Source organism: Microcoleus anatoxicus (genome assembly GCF_042465725.1).
GTDB lineage: Bacteria > Cyanobacteriota > Cyanobacteriia > Cyanobacteriales > Microcoleaceae > Microcoleus > Microcoleus anatoxicus.
The window spans coordinates 3,301,557-3,321,062 of sequence record NZ_CP120853.1; the positions used below are offsets into that span (position 1 = coordinate 3,301,557).

Below are 19,506 nucleotides of genomic sequence, written 5' to 3' on the forward strand. Positions count from 1 at the left end.
CTTTGTCCTTCTGCTATACCTTTGGGCCACCCTGCGTTAGAATTAAGGAAATTAGGGTCCGCGTGCAACGTTGTACGAGAGTTAAAAATCGAGCAGGCTTTAGAAGGCGGTAGCTGTGAAACCAATTCGTTCATTAGAAGATGCTTTAAATCGCTGTCAGGCGATGGGAATGCGCTTGAGCCGCCAGCGTCGATTTATTCTCGAACTCCTGTGGGAGGCGCAAGAACACCTCTCAGCGCGTGAAATATACGATCGCCTAAATCAACAAGCACATTCGATCGGTCACACATCTGTGTATCAAAACCTCGAAGCCCTATCTAGAGAAGGGATTATTGAGTGCATAGAGCGATCGGAAGGACGATTGTACGGCAATGTCAGCGATTCTCACTCTCACGTCAATTGTCTGGATACGTCTCAGATTCTCGACATTCATGTGGAATTGCCCCCAGACTTGATCGCACAAATTGAACAACAAACGGGAGTTCGGATCGTAGATTACCGGATCGACTTCTACGGCTATCGATCGCCCGAATCAACGACACAAGGCCCACTCCCCAACGGCTCGTAAAAAATTGGGTGTTGAGTGCAAATCTCCACAGTTGAGCAGTTGCAAATTGCCAACGCGATCGAGCATCTTTGCAGCATGAATTATTATCTCCCCTGTTGAGAATGCCGGGGAGTATGTCAATTACTGTATAATTTAGCTGCGTTTGATTACCAAATGCACAAGCGCATTACAGGATAGGCTGAAGTAATGGCGAGACGACAATCTGACAAATTCTCAAGACCAGAGACATACAACCACCCCTCGGAACCGACAGCAAAATTAAGTGCAGACTCGGTTACAGGGGATGATGGCTCGGAAGCCATAGCGCCACCGATAGTCGAAACTAGAAGAAGTTTTTGGCAGTGGCAGCTCATCTGGCTGACAGTCCTGGTGGGCTTTGGAGTAACGGGTGTAGCAGCATTTCTGTGGTTGCTGACGATGCCACCGCCTCCCAATTGCCAGCAACTTTCGCCACTAGCAGCCGACGGAGAGCGGCTTTATTGCGCTCAGCAAGCGGCTAAGTCTGGGAAACTGGAACAGCTAGAATCTGCGATCGTCCTGGTGCAGGCTTGGCCCAAAGAACACCCACTCTACTCCCAGGGCCAACATTTGGTAGGAGAATGGTCGAAAGCAATTTTGGGATTTGCCAAAGCAAGAATCGAGGCGGGGGACTTGAAAGGTGCAATGGACATTGTGGGAAAAATTCCCAAAACGAGTCCGTCTTACCCGGAGGTACAGGAGGCTGTTACCGCTTGGGAAAAAAATTGGCAGGAAGGTCAAAAGCTCTACGATACTGCTCAAGCAGCTTTGAAAGTAGACGATTTAAGAAAAGCCTGGGATTACGCTCAAGCTCTGTTTAAACTGGACAATATTTTCTGGAGTCAGAAACGCTACAACGAGTTAGTCCAGCAGATAGCTGTGGAAAGAAACGGCTGGCAGCGCTTGTCCGAGGCGAAGGAGTTGGCGAAGGATGAAACTCCGCAAAAGTTTGCAGAGGCGATCGTCTTGGCTAGAAAAATAGACTCGAAACTGTTTGCGCGCGCCAAAGCAGAGGAGGAAATTGCAGGGTGGAGTAAGATTTTGCTGGCAATGGCGAATAAACGCTTGCAGGCGAAGGATTTGAACGGGACGATCGAGGCGGCTTCTGTGGTGCCACCGGATTCACCTCTGTTTGCCGAAGCCCAAGATTTGATGCAGTTCGGTAGGGCTGTGGCGGTGACTTGGAATCAGTCGATTACCACGCCTCTGGGGGAACATATTTTTAGCTTGCTAGAAGGTCAAGGTGCTGCTAGTAAGATAGCTCCAGGCCGTCCTCTATACCAGAAGGCTCAAGGTCAAATAGAGAGTTTGCAAGTGCAGTTTCAAGATTTGGTGCGGCTGCAAATGGCGAATTCGATCGCCAGTATTGGTCTACCTGGAGCCTTGGAAATCGCGATCGACCAAGCGCAAACCATTGGGCCGAATCAGCCACGACGGGTGCACGCTCAAACTTTGGTGGCTGCGTGGCGCAAAGACATTCAGCGGATAGAGGACAAATCTTTTGTGATGCTGGCCAAGCAGTTGGCTGCACCGGGAACTGTTGAGGGGCTAAAGGGTGCGATCGCTCAGGTAACTCTGATCGCTCAAAACCGCCCCCGCAGGCTAGAAGCCCAAACTCTCCTGGCGAGCTGGACCAAACGCATAGAAATTGTGGAAGATCAGCCGTTTTTGGACGGGGCGCTGGCTCTGGCAAAGCAAGGAAAGCTAAGCGAGGCTATTGATAAGGCTTCCCAAATCAAGAGCGGTAGAACTTTATATGCTAAAGCTCAGGATAATGTCTATCAATGGGTCAGCGACTTGCAAGTGGCTCAAGATCGACCAATTCTGGATCGAGCTGCTGAGTTGGCGTCTCAAGGCAGGTTGGGAGCGGCGATCGATATGGCATCCCAGGTCAGTTACGGTAGAGCTCTGCATTCGGAGGCTGCTAGCGCGATCGGACGCTGGAGTGCGGAACTGAGTGCCAGAAGCGCACCGGTACCTGCGGAACGTCCTCGCCAAGCTGAGCCGGCTTCTGTGGAAGAGTATGCGCCGGCTCCGCGACAGCAGGAATACGCTCCACCTCCTGTGCGGGAGGAATATGCGCCACCTCCTGAACCTGCTCCGGCTCCTGAACCTTATTACCCGCAGGCTCGGCAAGAAGCACCGCCGCCTGAGCCTGAGCCTTACTATCCGCCCGCGCGACAAGCGGAGCCTTATTATCCGCCCGCGCGACAGGAGGAGCCTTACTATCCGCCCGCGCGACAGGAGGAGCCTTACTATCCGCCCGCGCGACAGGAGGCTCCGGCTCCCGCTCCTGAACCTGCTCCGCCTCCGGCTCCCGAACCCGCGCCTCCACCTCCGATCCCGGAGTCGGCTGGTCCTCCAGACCGTAATTTAATTCCAGAGTAATCGGGATTTGACCGATCGCTCCCTGGCCATTGCTCTAGGGAGATAGCTCCAGAAATGCTCTGTCGGTATGTTCTTCTATTCTCTTGCTGTCTTTTACTGTTTGCTGTTTGATGACTAATTTTCAATTGTTGTCGATCGGTAATGACCCCATTTTTCGCCTGGGATTGCGAATTGCTTGCCAGGATTATCCTGATTTGCAAATTTTTGGGGAGGTTTCAACCCTGGTAGAGGCTTTGTTGCTTCTAGAAGGGCGATCGATCGCCAATGGAGGAGCTTCCCCAGCAGATTTGGTAATATTTGATTTTGATACGCCACTGGTGCGATCGGGCGAAGTGGGCCAAGTGGGCGAAATGTCGGCGATCGCCTTTTGTCGCCAGTTAGCCAGTTTGTACCGCGAATTGCCCCTGTTGTTCCTGGGTGCGCCACTGACGGCGGAATCGCGGGCAACTCTACAGGAAGCAGGTGTCAATGGCTATTGTCCTAAAGGTAGAGATATTGCGCTGACAATGGCGGTGATTCGCTTGGTAGCATCGGGTGCAAGTTATTGGCCAGAAGATGTGGCAGTGAACTCGGAAATTCCACTGAATTTAGAGGGAGTTCAATCAATAGAAAACTCTTCAACAGATGTGGAAAAAACTGTAGATTATCAGACAGTTACTACGCCGTTATACCAAAAAATGCTGGCTGATATTTGCTGGTCTGGCTTGCGGCAAATAGACGCAACTTTGGCAGTAGTAAAGGCTGAATTACAAGAGACAAAAGCTACTGGGAACGATGATTTTGGCTCTGTTTTGGATGGTTTATTGCTGAGCGGGCATCACCGAGAATTGCTGGCTGCTCGCTGGGTGGTGAGTCAGTTATTGCCAACACAAAGAAGAAGGGAGAGGGAAGAAATCCCTGGGGTTCAGGGTAAGCAGAGGGGAGGGGGAAGAGGGAATAATCTATTAATTAATTCGGAATTAGTAGTTAAGAATACAGATTTTTTGGTCGATGATTCGACAAAGGGAGGTGATTGGCAAGGTAGTTTATTTGACTCGGTGGCTGCTAAGTTGCAGTTTGATGTGGTGAATTTGAGTGGCGTGCCTTTGGAAATAGATGTTTTGCGATCGACCAAAAAGCTGGAGTTGATTAATTGCATCCTGGGACAATTGAAGCAAGTGCTCGAAGAATTACGTTTTTCTCAGGTGCAGCCAACTCAATTGGCAGAAAAAATGCCTGCTATTTTGCGAAATTTGTGGGCAGATACAATCATCGATTTTTTTGGCAGATACTATACGCTGCAAGTCAGGGAAAATGCAAGTTTAAATGAAGTTGAAACAGATTTAAAAGTATCCAAGAGTTTAGCTGAAAGTGGGGAATTTTTAGGAAAAATAAATGGGGTAGAAGTTGTCCCAGTGCTACTTTCTGACCGGGAGGATGTTGGGGCGGAAATTATTGACAAAATACCGCTGGCAGTTGATTTTTTTGCACATTTGCTATTTGAAAATCCCTTGATTGTTGATAATAATTCTTGTCTGGCTGGGAGTCCTGAAGCAATGCAGCGGGCTGAATATTTGTTGGAAAATTTGGTAATTCAAGTTGCTAGTGGAGTGGTGCAGCCTCTGCTAAACAATTTTGGGAATGTTGAGGAAGTTAAGCAAAATTTTTATGACGGAAAGTTAATTTCGACACGAGAGATTGAGCGGTTTCGGAATAATTTATCTTGGAAGTATCGCTGGGAAAGTTATTTTGTGGAACCGAAGGCTATTTTTGAGAGTAGGTTTTGGCTGTTTGTGTTGAGGGATTCTGGAATTCAGAGAGTTTGTATTTATGCTCCCAGAAATATGGAGTTAGCACGGCTTTCTGGATGGCAGTTGGCGTTGACTTTGGTGCTGGAAGCGAGGGATGCGATCGCGCCTAGGCTTCGGGCAGTTGTTTCGCTGTTTGGTGTGGGTGTTGTTTATGTTTTGACTGAGGTAATTGGGCGGGGAATTGGCTTGGTGGGGCGGGGAGTTATTCAGGGGATTGGGAATTCTTTGCAGGATAGTAAGTTTGGCAAAAATGGGTAGTGGACGGGGAGGGTAGGCATTCTTGGCACTACCCCTACAAAACGATGATTTTTCGGAGAATGAAACAGCCCTGGTACCTTGGGGGGGTGACAAGGGAGTGAGATCAAATCCTCTCTTCATCGTCCTGTATTAATCTCTCTCTTCTCGAACTTCGCGTCCTACCCTACGGGAACGGCTTCGCCGAACGCGCCTTCGCGGTTAAATCACCTGACGATACAACCGGAATTGATATGAGAAAGCAGGCTGCTTGTGATGGCAAGAAAAACCGCGGATTAACGCAAAGAAGATCAGACAGTCCTGGACACACGGGGGGTAAACAACCCGGTTTCTGCGTCAATATCTCAGGCGATAGAGCGACGATTGTTCAAAGAAACCGGGTTTTTTGCGTAGGTTCTGTAAGATTTATCTGCGTTAATCTGCGGTTAATAAAAAACCGTTCCTAAAGGAAAGTGAAATAAGGTCGATCGAGATTTAGATCCGTCACCCCTTGCACACTCGCAATTAGATCGTCAGATTGACCAGCTTTTTTCAGGAAAATGCTAGTCACATTCCCCGAAACCGACAGCGAATAATCTGCCTTAACTCCCGAAAGAACGATCGCATCCTCCGCAGAATTGAAATCACTAATTACCGCATTACCATCGCCGGAATAGTGGATTTTATCACTATCTCCTAGCAAGAAACGGTCTTTTCCTTCCCCGCCAGTCAAAGTATCAAATTCTCCTACTCCGGGAGTAAGTGCGATCGGATCGATACCCGCTAAAGTATCATCTCCTTCGCCACCGCTGACAGCATCATTACCGCTGCCACCCAGCAAGAAATCGTTACCCAACTGACCTAAAACGCTGTCATCTCCAGCATCACCGCCCAGAGAATCATCACCCTTGCCGCCAAAAATTACATCGTTATCATCTCCTCCAAAAACAGCATCCGAGGCGTCATTTCCGTACAGAGAATCATTACCTCCGGCACCTAAAATGCGATCGTTACCTTTACCGCCGTAAACGATATCATTGCCGTTTCCAGCATCGATAAAGTCGTTGCCAGCATTGCCGAATAACGAATCTTCACCGTCATCGCCCAGGATATTGTCAGCACCGTCTAAGCCGAAAATCGTATCGTTTCCAGCCAATCCTTTGAGGGCATCGGCTTGGGAATTTCCGAATAACAAATCGTTGAGCGGGCCGCCATTGAAGGTGGAATCAACGGTAGTATTTGGATTCGGAATCTCAATGGGAAGCGTTAAAATCCGGGGGCCACGAGGTGTGGGGGTGGGAGTGGGAGTCGGTGTGGGTATGACTATGGGTGTGGCAAACTTGCCGAGAATTGTATTGCCGGGAGTACCTGCTACATTTTCGATGAATCCAGTACCGGGAATATTACCGCTAGTAGATGCGAAGAAATTGAGCAGTTCGACATCATTAGCGAGGTTGATTTGACCATCTTTATTGAGGTCTACTACTAAGCTAGTACCGCTACGGCCAATTCCCATGGAACCGGGAGTCAAAGATAAAGCTAAGGTATTACCAGTAACAATGAGATTGTCAGTACCGGCGGCACCTTGAATTTTGCTACCACCGGATTTGGCGGGGTCGAGGATAAAGGTGTCGTTGCCGCCTCCACCGGTGAGGATGTCTGCGCCGCCGTTACCGATTAAAGTTTCATCGCTGCTGCTGCCGACTATGGTATCGGGTAAAGTTGTACCGATGATGAATTCAATACCTTTGAGAGTATCCGTACCTTCGGCTGTGGAAATTCCAGTAGCAAGATTAATGTTAACAGGACTCAGCAGAGTAGCATAGGACACCGTATCGATACCGGCACCGCCGACAATGCTGTCATTGCCCAAACCACCAACTAGGGAATCATCTCCATCGCCACCGTCGAGAGTATCGTTGTCTTCGTTCCCGAACAGAATGTCATTGCCGGCACCGCCAAACAAACTGTCATTCCCTTCGTTGCCGTACAGAGAATCTTTGCCCTCTCCTCCATTGATAATGTCATTGTCCTTACCACCCCAGAGACTGTCATCACCGGCAGCGCCTAACAGAGTATCGTTACCTTCGCCGCCGTCGAGGGTGTCGTTGCCGTCACCGCCGTCGAGATAGTCGTTGCCAATCCCCGTACCGAGAATTACGTCACCCTCCGCCTCACTAATCACAATGAGTTCGTCGCCATTCAACACATCATTGCCAGCGTTGCCGAACAGCGAATCATTGCCTTGATTGCCCTCAATCTCATCGTTGCCGGCCAATCCGTCGATGCTGTCATTGCCACTACCGCCATCGAGAAAATCAGGGCCGGGCGTTGCTTTCAGCGGGAAACTCTTGAGAATAGCGGCCCCTGAGAGGTTGCCAACTTGTTCGATAAAACCATCTCCTTCTTCCAGATTTGGTTCAGCGAAGAAGTCAAGAATCAACAAGTCGTCAGCAGCTTTGAACACCCCATCTTTGTTGAGGTCAATTTCTAAGTCGGTGCCGTTGTTATCGGATCGTTTTACTCCCGCAGTACCTGCTGCAAGACCGATCGCCAGCGTGACACCATTGAGCGTTAAACTATCGATGCCGCTGTCGTCAGCAATGATGCTGCCCCCTGCCGAGGTAGCATTTAAAACGTAGAAGTCATTGCCGATGCCGCCTGCTAGACTGTCTACACCGCCACCGCCTTCTAGGGTATCGTTACCATCATCTCCGTAGAGTTCGTCATTGCCAAGGCCGCCGTTGATACTGTCGTTATCTTCGCCGCCGCTTAGTTCGTCATTGCCGTCACCGCCAGCTAAGGTATCGTTACCATCGCCGCCATCTGCGATATCGTTGCCAATACCGCCAGAAATAGAGTCATTACCTTCGTCGCCGAATAAAGAGTCATCGCCGGCATCTCCTGTGATAGTATCGGCACCATTTCCACCGAAAACTTCGTCGTTTCCGTCGCCGCCGGAGAGCAAATTATTGCCCAATTCATCGTCTAGGAAGTCATTTCCCGCACCGCCAAAGAGGCTGTCATTTCCTGCGCCGCCATTTAAGTAATCATCTCCGGCATTGCCTAGAATGGAGTCATTTCCTGCTTCACCGAAAATTTCATCGTCACCTGCAAGGCCGTCGATGGTGTCGTTTTGCGGACTACCTTCGATCGCATCAGCTTGGGGAGTTCCCAATATTATCCCCGAAGCCGGAGTCGTCGATGGAGTTGTCGATGGAGTTGTCGATGGAGTTGTCGATGGAGTTGTCGATGGAGTTGTCGATGGAGTTGTCGATGGAGTTGTCGATGGAGTTGTCGATGGAGTTGTCGATGGAGTTGTCGATGGAGTTGTCGATGGAGTCGTCGATGGAGTTGTCGATGGAGTTGTCGATGGAGTTGTCGATGGAGTTGTCGATGGAGTTGTCGATGGAGTCGTAGATGGAGTTGTCGATGGAGTCGTAGATGGAGTTGTCGATGGAGTCGTAGATGGAGTTGTCGATGGAGTCGTAGATGGAGTTGTCGATGGAGTCGTAGATGGAGTTGTCGATGGAGTCGTAGATGGAGTTGTCGATGGAGTTGTCGATGGAGTTGTCGATGGAGTTGTCGATGGAGTCGTAGATGGAGTTGTCGATGGAGTTGTCGATGGAGTCGTAGATGGAGTTGTCGATGGAGTTGTCGATGGAGTCGTAGATGGAGTTGTCGATGGAGTTGTCGATGGAGTCGTAGATGGAGTTGTCGATGGAGTTGTCGATGGAGTCGTAGATGGAGTTGTCGATGGAGTTGTCGATGGAGTTGTCGATGGAGTCGTAGATGGAGTCGTAGATGGAGTTGTCGATGGAGTTGTCGATGGAGTTGTCGATGGAGTCGTAGATGGAGTTGTCGATGGAGCTGCCACAGCAATGACATTTTTCCCTGACTGGGCTGGGGCAACGCCGAGAATGTCAGCGCCAAGCAGGTTGCCGACGTTTTGGAATTTGCCGCTAGTAGGCAAGAAAAAGTCTTCAATGGTCAAATCATCCGGCGATTTTACCTTGCCGTCAGCATTGAGGTCGATCACCAAATCGTTACCTTCTTTGGCAATCCCGTTCTGTCCCGCTGCGAGGGTTTTTGTTAGAGTAAGCTTCGGCAACTTAGAGTCCTGCAATGTTGCGAGGGTGCTGGGCAGCGTACTGTTGGAGAGGATTAAATTATTGGCGACACCACCAACATTTTTGATTTTGCTGCCTTTGGCTGTCGTGGCATTGAGGATGTAAGTAGTGTCTCCAATCGCTCCAACTAGAGAGTCGCTACCGCCGCCGCCGATGAGGGTGTCGCCGCTACCGGAGGCGGTGCTGTAAACAGCGACGAGGGTGTCGTTGCCGCGGCCGCCGAAGAGGGTGTTGGCTGCATCGTTGCCGACTATTAAGTCATTTCCTTCGCCGGCAAAGGCGTTCTCGATAATGCTGCCGGGGGCGATGGTGAGGGTTTGATCAGAGAGTTTTATTTTTCCTGTCACATCGCGGCCGGGTAGGGTACTTGTTGAACCGGGCGCTAGGTTGACGATAACGTCATCGGTGATGGCGGCAACGTTGATGATGTCGTTGCCACCGTTGGTGTCGCTGAGAGTTTTGCGGGCAGTATCGGTGAAACTTGCGAACTCGTTGGTGTAGATGTAGGTGTTGTCGGTAATTAAGTCGTCGCCGTACAGCCGTAAAGTTGCACCTTTGAGTATGCCAGTATTTTTGCCGCTGGTCTTAATTGCCTCCTTTTTTTCTTCGTCCGTAGGGTCTGCTCCTACAGCTATCTTCTCGTCTGGTTGCAGATTTTCCGATCGATTTTTTTTGTCTCGGTAGATGTTTGCTTTACCAGTATTTTCTGGGTCGTTTTGATTGCTATTATCCGAAATATTCAGCGTCCAATTGCCAAGGCCGTTTTCTCCCCAATGGCGGGCGCTGGTGAAAGTGTAGTTAATGGTTGTGTCTGCGAAGCCATAGTTATCACCTTTTGCTCCGTCGCGGAAATCGACAATACGAAAATCTCCTTTTGTTTCGACTGTTAAAGTTTTTTTGTCTTTCCCAGTGTCTATTTGTGCCCCACTGTAGTAAGGAACACGATCGAGCATTACACTCTTGGTTTTGTCGGGAGATGTCAGCGTAACTACTAAGTCTTGAAATTGACCGTGCTCAATATTCAAGTCTAGTTCGAGCTTGTCGATGTTGATGCCTTGATTAATTGTGAAGGTTCGATCGATCCCTGCGGGGTCATTGTCGGGGATATCTACTGGTGTTGGCAGGGTCAAATTGGCAAGTTGAGATTTCTCATTTTCCGCAGTTGCCGCAGCATCATTTTTGGTAGTTCCAGCAGATCGCGGCTGCCAATTTTCAGCCAACCGTACTGCTGCTGTGGCATCGACTAATCCGAAGCCGTAGTCGTGATTGACGTGGAGTCCGCCGCCGTTCCAGTTTTTCGCACCATTGAATGCCCAGGTATCCTTACCAGAGTCATCTTTTTTTGCATCGGGGTCATTTTTGCGTGCAGAGTAAGCGAGGATTTCCTGAACGTCGCGGTAGCCGAGTTTGGGATTGGCTTGCAGGATTAAGGCTGCAACGCCCGCAACCATCGGCGCCGCTGCTGATGTGCCGTTAAATTTTTTGGTGTAGTTGGGGTCAGAAAAATCTTTCTTACCTTTTGTTTTGTCCGTGTTTTTGCCGTCGTTTTCGCTACGATCGAGTGTGGCAATACTTTGGGGGAATTCGCTGCCGAAGGCTGAGACGAGCAGCGGCGCACCGGGATTGCTGTAAGATGTGACAACTCCCGTATTGTCGATCGCTGCTACAGCTATTACATAGCGGTTGTTCTCGGACTTGCCTGAGTTGACATTTCTACCCCGTTTTGCTGCTCCTTTCTGGGCTGGGTTATTGTCGTCACGCTCGTTTCCCCCGGACCAGGTAAATACCGTGCCTAACTTCTGGCGGCCTTGGGTGACAGAGTTTATGATTCCTGAAATGTTTTCTTGATCTTCCTTTACAGAAAAGTTTTGATCGAAGTGACGGGTGCCACCCCAGCTATTGTTGGAAACGTCTAATTCAGCTTGTGCCTTTAAACTCGAATCACTGTTATTTGATGAGTAACTGGCGATCGTTGCTTCGTAGGCAATACCCACTGTACCGAGATCGTTTCTTCTAGCTCCGATAATGCCAGCTACAGGCGTACCGTGATTATTGTTTTTCTTCTCTGGCAACAAGCCCCCTGTTTCTTTGCTGGGCAGGGAAACGAAGTTGCCTTCAAAATCTTCGTGGTTGAGATCGACACCATCATCAACGACGCCTACTTTGATGCCTTTGCCAGTATAGAACGGCCACAGAGGGAGTACATTGAGGTCGATACCGGGACTATTTTCGACATTCCTATTATTCGGAACTTCCTGTCCGGTGTTGAGCAGCCACCACTGCCCCTCAGCTAGCGTATCTTTTAAGTCGTCTGGTAATTTATTATCAGTCATAACAAACCTCACACTAGAATTTTCTGAACTGCTATGGGCATGGGGAGAGCGCGATCGCACTTATTCGCTAAGACTGGCAATTGATACCTGCATCCCCCATAAGATACATTGTTTTGTACAAATGTTGCGATCGCTCAAGTAATTCCCAGGTAATAAAAATTACCTGTTACAGTTCAAAAATATCCAACTGCATAGAACCCAAGCGATCGCGGGCGGTGCCCTGAGCGTAGTCGAAGGGTTGACTTTCGGTATGTCTATTATTTCTGGTAGTGGCTGTTTGTAGAAGTCGGAAAAGTCGGATCTTTAAAGTCGGAAAAATCGGAAAAGTCGGAAAAGTCGGATCTTTGGCCATGAGAGTGGTTTAGGGTTGACTTTTGAGGGTTGTTGTGTTACAGGAATTGAATTTGCCTTCAGGGGCGATCGAATCCTCCACAGAGTGAATCTCAACACATCAGGGAAGTAGTTCTTCCCTACTTGTGATGCTAAATTGACTGCTATGAGCGCAGCGATCGCCAGATCTCAAATGGGTTCTATAAACATATAGAATTAATCCGCGTTAATCTGCGTTAATTTCCCGTTAAAAATTAGTTATATTTTGCCAAGTAGAACATTTTTTTGCTAAAGTGCGATCGAGCATATAATTCGCAGATGCAGATAATAAACCAATACGCTTGGGTTAATCTCGATCCCCCCTAGCCCCCCTTAAAAAGGGGGGGACAAGAACTTACTCAAAGTCCCCCTTCTTAAGGGGGATGCGAGGGGGATCCGGATGAATAAATAGTTTTAACCCAAGCGTATTGGATAATAATAAACCCTATTTATGTGGTATATTCCTATCCCTAAACAATTTAGGGAAGCTTCCAGAGTCATCGAATCTCAACTTTTTTTGCAGCCAAAACGCCTCGCCATTTTTGAAGCTTGTCTGATCGGCTTAGTGGCTGGATTAGCTGGCGTTTTACTCAAATTAGGAGTGGGATGGCTCGGCAGTTGGCGAGTTGCTACATCAACACTAATTCCAGCAGTAATTTTACTTCCGGCTGTCGGTTTATTGGGCGGGTTGCTGACAGGTTTTTTGGTGGAACGTTGGGCTCCTGAAACTGCGGGTAGTGGCATTCCCCACGTCAAAGCTGCTCTTTCTGGTGTCAATCTTTCTTTAAATTTACGAGTAGCCGTTGCTAAACTTATCACCACTATTTTAGCAGTTGGTTCCGGTTTAACCCTGGGCAGACAAGGCCCTACTGTCCAAATTGGAGCGTCTTTGGCCGACTGGATTGGTCACTTAATGCCAACTTCTCCAGACTACCGCCGACAATTGATTGCTTGTGGCGCTGCGGCGGGATTAGCTGCGGGTTTTAATGCTCCCATTGCAGGAGTTTTGTTTGTCGTCGAAGAACTACTGCACGATGTTTCAGGGCTGACTTTAGGTACTGCAATTATTGCTTCTTTCATCGGTGCGGTTGTCTCACAAATTTTGGGTGGTGATAGTTTAAATCTCAATTTACGAGAGTATCAAACCAGTTTTTCGGCTGGGGAAATTCCGTTTTATATACTGTTAGGAGTTTTAGCAGGCTTCCTGGGAGCTTTGTTCAGTAAAGGAATTCTGGCAGGATTGCAATTTAATAGAAAAACTCTCAAACTTGCCTTGCCTTTTAGAATAGCTTTAGCTGGATTAATTTGCGGTTTAGTAATAGCATTATTGCCAGAAAATTTTCGCAACAATACGGGATTACGCGAGTTTTTATTAACCGGAGAAGCTAGCGGTGTCACAAGTTTAATTGCTTTTATTGCTCACTTTTGTTTGACTATTATCTCGGCTGCTTCAGGAGCACCGGGAGGATTATTTGCGCCTTCCTTAGTTCTGGGTTCTGCCCTAGGTCATATGGTGGGGATATTACAGGAAGATTGGCTTGGTGTTGGTTTGCCGGTCACTTACGCTTTGGCGGGAATGGGAGCTTTTTTTTGTGCGGTTTCTAGGGCTCCGATTACGGCGGTAGTTATTGTGTTTGAAATTACGGCGGATTTCAAGTTGGTGCTACCTTTGATGATTTGTTCTGTAGTTGCTTATTTAGTTGCGGAAAAGGTGGACAGTGGCTCTTTGTACGATCGCCTTTTGGAGTTGAAAGGCATTCAACTGACCAAAGATAAACCAGCCGTTGATGCTTTGAGCGACTTGTACGCAGCTAACGTGATGCAGCGCCAAGTTGAAACTCTTTCGAGTCTACTGACTTTTGATGAAGTGATGCAGGCTTTTTCGCGATCGACTCACCGAGGTTTTCCAGTAGTGGAAGCTGGAAAATTAGTGGGAATTGTCAGTCAATCAGATTTAGCCAATGCCAAACAACGTAATTTTTTGGGCAATGCACTGCTCAAAGAATTTATGACTACCCAGCCAATAACTGTGACAGCAAACGATACTTTAAGCGAAGTTTTACACAGGCTTAGCAAGTACAATCTCAGCCGCTTACCCGTCACAGAAGGACGACATTTAATAGGCATTATTACTCGGAGTGATATTATTCGAGTTGAGTCCAATAGATTGAGCGGAGAAACAAACCAGGGGGCAAGTCCAGAACCTTCTTATGTTGTATATCAAACCAGAGCGCCCCAGGTAGGAAACGGCCGCTTGTTAGTACCGCTCTCGAATCCCTACACAGCACCAGCTTTGCTACGCCTGGCGGCGACAATTGCGCGCGATCGCAACTACGAACTAGAATGCGTGCAAATCATGCTAGTACCCCGCAACAGTTCTCCTTCAGAAACCGCAGTGCGGACAACAAAAGGCCGTCGCCTCTTGCAACAAGCCGAGCGCATCGCCCGCCATTGGAATCTCCCATTACACACCCAAATACGGGTATCTCACGACGTTGCTTATGCGATTTTAGAGACAATTAGGGAGCGACATATCGATCTGATTTTGATGGGCTGGCAAGGCGAAAAATCCACCAGTGGACGCATTTTTGGCGATGTTGTAGATACCGTAATTCGGCAAGCTGGTTGTGAAGTAGTTTTAGTAAAATGGAGCGAAAAGTTATTACAAAAAGGGCAGAAAGGAGACTGGGGAAACAAAATAGGAATCCCGAAAAAAGCATTGAGTCAAGAATCTCTGGATTTAACCAATATAAACATGGTAGAAAATTCCCCATCTCAAATCACACATCCTGAATCGGAAACTGAAGAAATTTCTGCGCCACATTCCCACCTTCAAACCGAGGAATTGGGATTACACACCCTCATGGGATTGCAGCGCTGGCTGGTGCCGATTCGTGGTGGTTACAAGCAAGCGACGGCTTTGCGACTGTTACCTGCTTTTGTAGCGGCGAGTCAAGTACCGGAGATTAGATTATGTCAGGTGCACCAGCCTTCTGTCGCATCACCGAATCGCGATGAATTGGACCAAGCGGCGGAGTTTCTCAAGCGCCAGGTGGGCTGTCAGGTAATTTCAACTTCGGTTTGCGCTAAGTCGGTGTCTGATGCTTTAATTGATTTAGCTCAAAATGACCAGTGTGATGCGATCGTCTTGGGAGCTAGCCGCGAAGGACTGCTCAAACAGGTGATGCACGGGAATATCCCGGAGGCTGTGGCGCGCGGGTGTGAGTGTACAATCATTTTAGTGCGATCGGCAAATTAGTTATTAGTCATTAGTCATTAGTCATTAGTCATTAGTTATTAGTTAGTTGTTATTAGTTATTAGTCTTGTTCCCAGGATGTTCCTGGGAACACATATCTAGAGGCTCTGCCTCCCTGGGATAATTCCTGGTAACGAGTAAACTCAAAACTCAAAAATATTAAAAATGGTTCATTTTAACATCGGATTTCAACACTTCAACTCCTTCACAGATATCACACTCTCCTTAGCTAAAGCCTTAGACAAAATGGGGATTCCTATTTCCGTCGAAGACTCAGAAGTTACACCTCGTATGCAGCGCATTTGCACGGCAGAAGAAAACAGTCTAATCGCCAAGTGGATGAGCAACCATCCATCGGATTTGTTTCAAATAAAATGGTCTCATTACTGGAAACCCTATTTCTTAAAAGAACTCAATGGTCATCTGAATTTAGAGTTTTTTGCCATCAACTATGAATTCGCCACCAACCATGATGAATTCGATTATTGGATGTACGATGCTGTCCACACTTCATCTCACAAACTTGCTGTCAGCGAGTATTCTAAAAATGTTTTAATCCAAGCAGGATGTCCCGCCAATAACATCTCCGTCCTTCCTTTGGGATTCAATCCTTTAATCTCGGAACTATATGCTAAAAAAGCTCCCAAAAACCCACCCTATGTAACGTCTATTCTGCACATGACCAATTCTTTTGATTTCTCTAGATTTGGTACAGATATTGCCATTGAAGCTTTTTGTCAAGAATTTCAACATGAATCTAATGTTGAATTAATTATCAAAGACGGTGGCAATAATCCTGACGTTATCGTAGAAATAATTAGAGATTTTGAACATAGATGTGGTAGGTTTAAACCAAAAGTTGAAATAATACCTAAGTTTCTTGACAAACAAGAACTAGCGAATTTATACTTATCGGCAGATGCTTTTTTAGCTCCCTTTCGTGGCGAGGGTTTTGCCATCAAAATTTTGGATGCTTTTGCCGCAGGTTTGCCCGTGGCGATGCCTCTTTACGGTGGTCCGACCGAGTATGCTAATGTTGATAACTGTTATCCGATTTCTTACGATATAATTCCCGTAGGATTGTGTTATGATACTCATCATCTGAAAATTAGCAATTCTCCTCACTGGGCCGAACCAAATCTTCAGTCTGTTCGAGAGCAATTACGGAACATTGTTGCAGATTCAAGACGTTTTCAGGTGGCTCAAAAAGCCAGAGAGACGGCGGATTTATTTAATTGGGAAGCGACGGGTAAAAAGTTGCTAAGATTAATGAGACAGTTGTTTTAGGAACGAAAGTTATGGCCCTGGAAAGTAAAAGATTTAGAGGGATGTTTGCACCGGGAGAAATTGTACAATTAAAACAGCCTTGTTTTACTCCTGGACGATTGTTTGAACCTGGTAAATATCAGGTTTCTGAATTGCCGGATGTCGCTTTTGATATGGGTTTGGTAGACCATTTACCATCCGTGAAAGGTAATAGTTCACAAACTGTAGATGTTGAAAAACTACAATAACGAGAATATAACCTTATGGTGGTAGAAGAATTGCCTTGGGAGCATCCCGATTTTGCATAGGCGAAGCATGACCGCAGACAATTTATTAGCGATAACCAGAGATTTACAGCGGTCATGCTTCGCCCCTACGAATATATTTGCCAAACACAGATGCACCCATTGCTTTTCTCTTCTTCTTTTTTTTTATTCAACTATCTCGATCTATTTGTGCAATTAATTCATTCAAAACTTTACTAGCTTTGTCATTTTCAATTTGACAAGTTCCGGCATTCATGTGTCCGCCACCACCATATCTTAACATTAAATGTCCAATATTTACCTGAGAAGTTTTGTTAAAAATTGATTTCCCAACGGCGAAAACAGTATTTTGTTGCTTCAGTCCCCAAAGTGCGTGAATTGATATATTGCATTGGGGGAACAAAGCGTAAATTACAAAGCGATTTCCTGCATAAATAATCTCTTCGTTTCGCAAATCTAAAACAACTAGATCGTCATAAACTTTGGCACAACGCTGTAATTGTTGTTTAAAGTTTTCTTCGTGTTCGAAGTAGAGTTCTACTCTTTCTTTGACATCAGGAAGTTCCAATATTTCTTCGATTTTGTGGTTTTTGCAGTAATCAATTAATTCCATCATTAACTGGTAGTTGGAAACAGTAAATTCCTTAAACCTGCCTAATCCCGTTCTGGCATCCATAATGAAGTTGAGCAATACCCATTTTTCGGGATGTAAAACTTCGGATTGGGAAAATTGAGCGGAGTCGGATTTGTCAACAGCTTCCATCATTGCTTCGGAAATTTTGGGAAACTTGGCTGGACCTCCATAGTATTTGTATAATACCCTGGCTGCGGAAGCTGCATAGGGGTCGATGATATGGTTTTTTTGGATTTTTTCGTGTCGGAGAGTTTCGCTGAAATGGTGGTCGAAAACTAGATGAGCACCTTCAACATAGGGTAAATTTGTGGTAATATCGTTGTTGGTTATTTCGATTTTTCCATCCTGCATATCTTTAGGATGCACGAATTTAATTTCTTCGATAATATCGAGTTCTTTGAGTAAAACGGCACAGACAAGACCGTCAAAATCGCTGCGGGTGACTAATCTGTATTTTTGAGTGTCTGACATATGCTTTTGAGAAATTGAGGAACTGATTATCACACAATATAACTTATTACTCGATCGCTTTCCACTATGAACGCTGACCCTTATGCTTGGATAGAGAAGGATTTAGACACTATTCACCGCGCCAATTGGTATCGATCGCCACAATCGATCGAAAGTTGTCCAGGCCCTAGGGTAAAATTAGCAGGGGACTGGCTAATTAACTTTGCTAGCAACGATTATCTGGGACTTGCGGGGGATGATAGGTTGATTCAAGCGGCGATGGCTGCAACTAAGGAATTTGGTACGGGTACGACTGGTTCGAGGTTAGTGGGGGGGCACCGGGATTTACACCGACAGCTAGAACAGAGTATTGCTAATTTAAAACAAACTGAGGATGCTTTAGTCTTTAGTTCGGGATATTTGGCGAATTTAGGGGCGATCGCCTCCCTCGTCGGTAAACGGGATTTGATATTATCTGACAAGTACAACCATTCCAGCCTGAAAAATGGAGCGACACTTAGCCAAGCTCAGAGTGTAGAATACGCTCACTGCAATGTTGAGGATTTGAGAGCTCTGCTTACTGAACATCGCGATCGATACCGCAAGTGTTTGATTGTTACCGATAGCGTCTTCAGTATGGATGGAGACTTGTGCCCGTTACCGCAGTTGCTAGATTTGGCAAAACAATTTAACTGCATGGTATTAGTAGACGAAGCTCACGCTACAGGAGTTTTCGGTGCTAGGGGCGCTGGTTGTGTCGAACATTTCGGGTGTACGGGAGAAACCTTGATTCAAGTGGGTACACTAAGCAAAGCTTTGGGAAGTTTGGGTGGCTATGTTGCAGCGGATGCTGCTGTGATTGATTTTCTGCGCAATCGAGCTCCGACTTGGATTTATACTACGGGATTGACACCAGCGGACACGGCTGCTGCTTGGGAAGCTGTGAAGATTGTACAGCAAGAACCCGATCGACGACGGAGGCTACAGCAAAATATCCAAAATTTCCGAGATGAGGCGATCGCCCATTACCAATTACCGATTACCAATTCACTCTCGCCCATTTTCAGTTTTCCCTTAAAGGATGCAGCCACAGCTTTAACCGCCAGTAGCAAACTCAAGGAGATGGGTATTTTTGCCCCCGCCATTCGCCCTCCGACTGTGAGTGTGAGTCGAATTCGGATTTCGCTGATGGCAACTCATGAGTTGGCACACCTTCAGCATTTGGCAAAGGCTTTGGCACAAATTTAAGGGAGAGGGGACAGACGGCTACCGATGCCCGATGTCCTCTGGTTTTTGATTGTCAAGATTTCGCTATTGACTTTCGCAGTCTAGTATACACTATTTTGGTCGCTGGGTCAATATTTATAAAGTTTTTGTAAATTTAGATACTTTTTGCCATTTCGCGCTATATTAAAGGAGTAGCAGGTTACACCAAATTTAATATAAGGAACGTCCACCATGAACACAAATCGCCAAAACGTCAAAAAAATTGCTGAAACCCACCGAGCTAATATTCAAAAGCAACTGATGCACCGCATCGAAGTAGCGAAAGCCAGTGGCAATCAAGATTTGGTTCGGGTGCTGGAAGAAGAAATGAGACAGCTTTAAATCAGCGAACACAAAAATTTGTCGTCTAGAATTTGTCTGTGCAGGTCAAGTGATTGTGTGAGAAATGCAGAGTTCTTGCCATCAATACCTGTGAAAGTTCACTCCTCTGTTATTCCGTAGAAAAAAACCCCGGTTGCTTCAAGCAACCGGGGTTTTTTATTAGTCAATCAGGATTAAGTAGAAGCAAGAAGTCAT

At 46.9% G+C, this 19,506-nt stretch carries 11 protein-coding genes; 8 read left to right on the forward strand and 3 right to left on the reverse strand.

Annotation, left to right across the window (positions count from 1 at the left end; genetic code table 11):
- The first annotated feature begins 115 nt into the window (after positions 1-115).
- The 3 genes from P2A85_RS14225 to P2A85_RS14235 all read left to right on the forward strand — a co-directional run bounded on the left by P2A85_RS14225 (position 116) and on the right by P2A85_RS14235 (position 5,022).
- Positions 116-568, forward strand: a complete 453-nt coding sequence (locus P2A85_RS14225; protein WP_377481172.1) for a Fur family transcriptional regulator — start codon at positions 116-118, stop codon at positions 566-568.
- Between the two features lie 186 nt (positions 569-754).
- Positions 755-2,974, forward strand: a complete 2,220-nt coding sequence (locus P2A85_RS14230) for a hypothetical protein (RefSeq protein ID WP_377481176.1) — start codon at positions 755-757, stop codon at positions 2,972-2,974.
- Positions 2,975-3,084: 110 nt separating this feature from the next.
- Complete coding sequence (locus P2A85_RS14235; protein WP_377481179.1) at positions 3,085-5,022, forward strand: DUF3685 domain-containing protein; 1,938 nt, start codon at positions 3,085-3,087, stop codon at positions 5,020-5,022.
- 439 nt (positions 5,023-5,461) lie between these two features.
- Here the strand turns inward: P2A85_RS14235 and P2A85_RS14240 are convergent, their stop codons facing one another.
- Positions 5,462-11,461: a S8 family serine peptidase gene (locus tag P2A85_RS14240; protein WP_377481182.1), complete on the reverse strand. Its 6,000-nt coding sequence runs from the start codon at positions 11,459-11,461 to the stop codon at positions 5,462-5,464.
- Between the two features lie 166 nt (positions 11,462-11,627).
- A complete protein-coding gene (locus P2A85_RS14245) occupies positions 11,628-11,813 on the reverse strand; it encodes a hypothetical protein (RefSeq protein ID WP_377481185.1) in 186 nt (61 codons plus the stop codon).
- 468 nt (positions 11,814-12,281) lie between these two features.
- Between P2A85_RS14245 and P2A85_RS14250 the strand changes: the two genes are divergently transcribed.
- From P2A85_RS14250 to P2A85_RS14260, 3 genes are all read left to right on the forward strand, one after another.
- Positions 12,282-15,089: a chloride channel protein gene (locus P2A85_RS14250; protein WP_377481188.1), complete on the forward strand. Its 2,808-nt coding sequence runs from the start codon at positions 12,282-12,284 to the stop codon at positions 15,087-15,089.
- A 163-nt stretch (positions 15,090-15,252) separates the two neighbouring features.
- Positions 15,253-16,374 (forward strand): glycosyltransferase family 4 protein, encoded by a 1,122-nt coding sequence (locus P2A85_RS14255; RefSeq protein ID WP_377481191.1) that lies wholly within the window; start codon positions 15,253-15,255, stop codon positions 16,372-16,374.
- An 11-nt stretch (positions 16,375-16,385) separates the two neighbouring features.
- Positions 16,386-16,601, forward strand: a complete 216-nt coding sequence (locus P2A85_RS14260; protein ID WP_340525320.1) for a hypothetical protein — start codon at positions 16,386-16,388, stop codon at positions 16,599-16,601.
- Between the two features lie 187 nt (positions 16,602-16,788).
- Here P2A85_RS14260 and P2A85_RS14265 read toward each other — a convergent pair whose 3' ends face one another.
- A complete protein-coding gene (locus tag P2A85_RS14265; protein ID WP_377481195.1) occupies positions 16,789-17,724 on the reverse strand; it encodes an exopolyphosphatase in 936 nt (311 codons plus the stop codon).
- A gap of 66 nt (positions 17,725-17,790) precedes the next feature.
- Here P2A85_RS14265 and bioF point away from each other — a divergent pair, with 66 nt between their 5' ends.
- Together bioF and P2A85_RS14275 are read left to right on the forward strand one after the other, a co-directional pair.
- Positions 17,791-18,951, forward strand: coding sequence for an 8-amino-7-oxononanoate synthase (bioF, locus tag P2A85_RS14270; RefSeq protein ID WP_377481198.1), 1,161 nt, complete (start codon positions 17,791-17,793; stop codon positions 18,949-18,951).
- 210 nt (positions 18,952-19,161) lie between these two features.
- Positions 19,162-19,311, forward strand: a complete 150-nt coding sequence (locus P2A85_RS14275) for a hypothetical protein (RefSeq protein WP_341737259.1) — start codon at positions 19,162-19,164, stop codon at positions 19,309-19,311.
- The last annotated feature ends 195 nt before the right edge of the window (positions 19,312-19,506 follow it).

Coding starts and splice junctions, on each gene's coding strand:
- bioF (WP_377481198.1), top strand. CDS start 17,791: ATGAACGCTGACCCTTATGCTTGGATAGAGAAGGATTTAGACACTATT.
- P2A85_RS14255 (WP_377481191.1), top strand. CDS start 15,253: ATGGTTCATTTTAACATCGGATTTCAACACTTCAACTCCTTCACAGAT.
- P2A85_RS14260 (WP_340525320.1), top strand. CDS start 16,386: ATGGCCCTGGAAAGTAAAAGATTTAGAGGGATGTTTGCACCGGGAGAA.
- P2A85_RS14235 (WP_377481179.1), top strand. CDS start 3,085: ATGACTAATTTTCAATTGTTGTCGATCGGTAATGACCCCATTTTTCGC.
- P2A85_RS14245 (WP_377481185.1), bottom strand. CDS start 11,813: ATGGCCAAAGATCCGACTTTTCCGACTTTTCCGATTTTTCCGACTTTA.
- P2A85_RS14265 (WP_377481195.1), bottom strand. CDS start 17,724: ATGTCAGACACTCAAAAATACAGATTAGTCACCCGCAGCGATTTTGAC.
- P2A85_RS14240 (WP_377481182.1), bottom strand. CDS start 11,461: ATGACTGATAATAAATTACCAGACGACTTAAAAGATACGCTAGCTGAG.
- P2A85_RS14250 (WP_377481188.1), top strand. CDS start 12,282: ATGTGGTATATTCCTATCCCTAAACAATTTAGGGAAGCTTCCAGAGTC.
- P2A85_RS14230 (WP_377481176.1), top strand. CDS start 755: ATGGCGAGACGACAATCTGACAAATTCTCAAGACCAGAGACATACAAC.
- P2A85_RS14275 (WP_341737259.1), top strand. CDS start 19,162: ATGAACACAAATCGCCAAAACGTCAAAAAAATTGCTGAAACCCACCGA.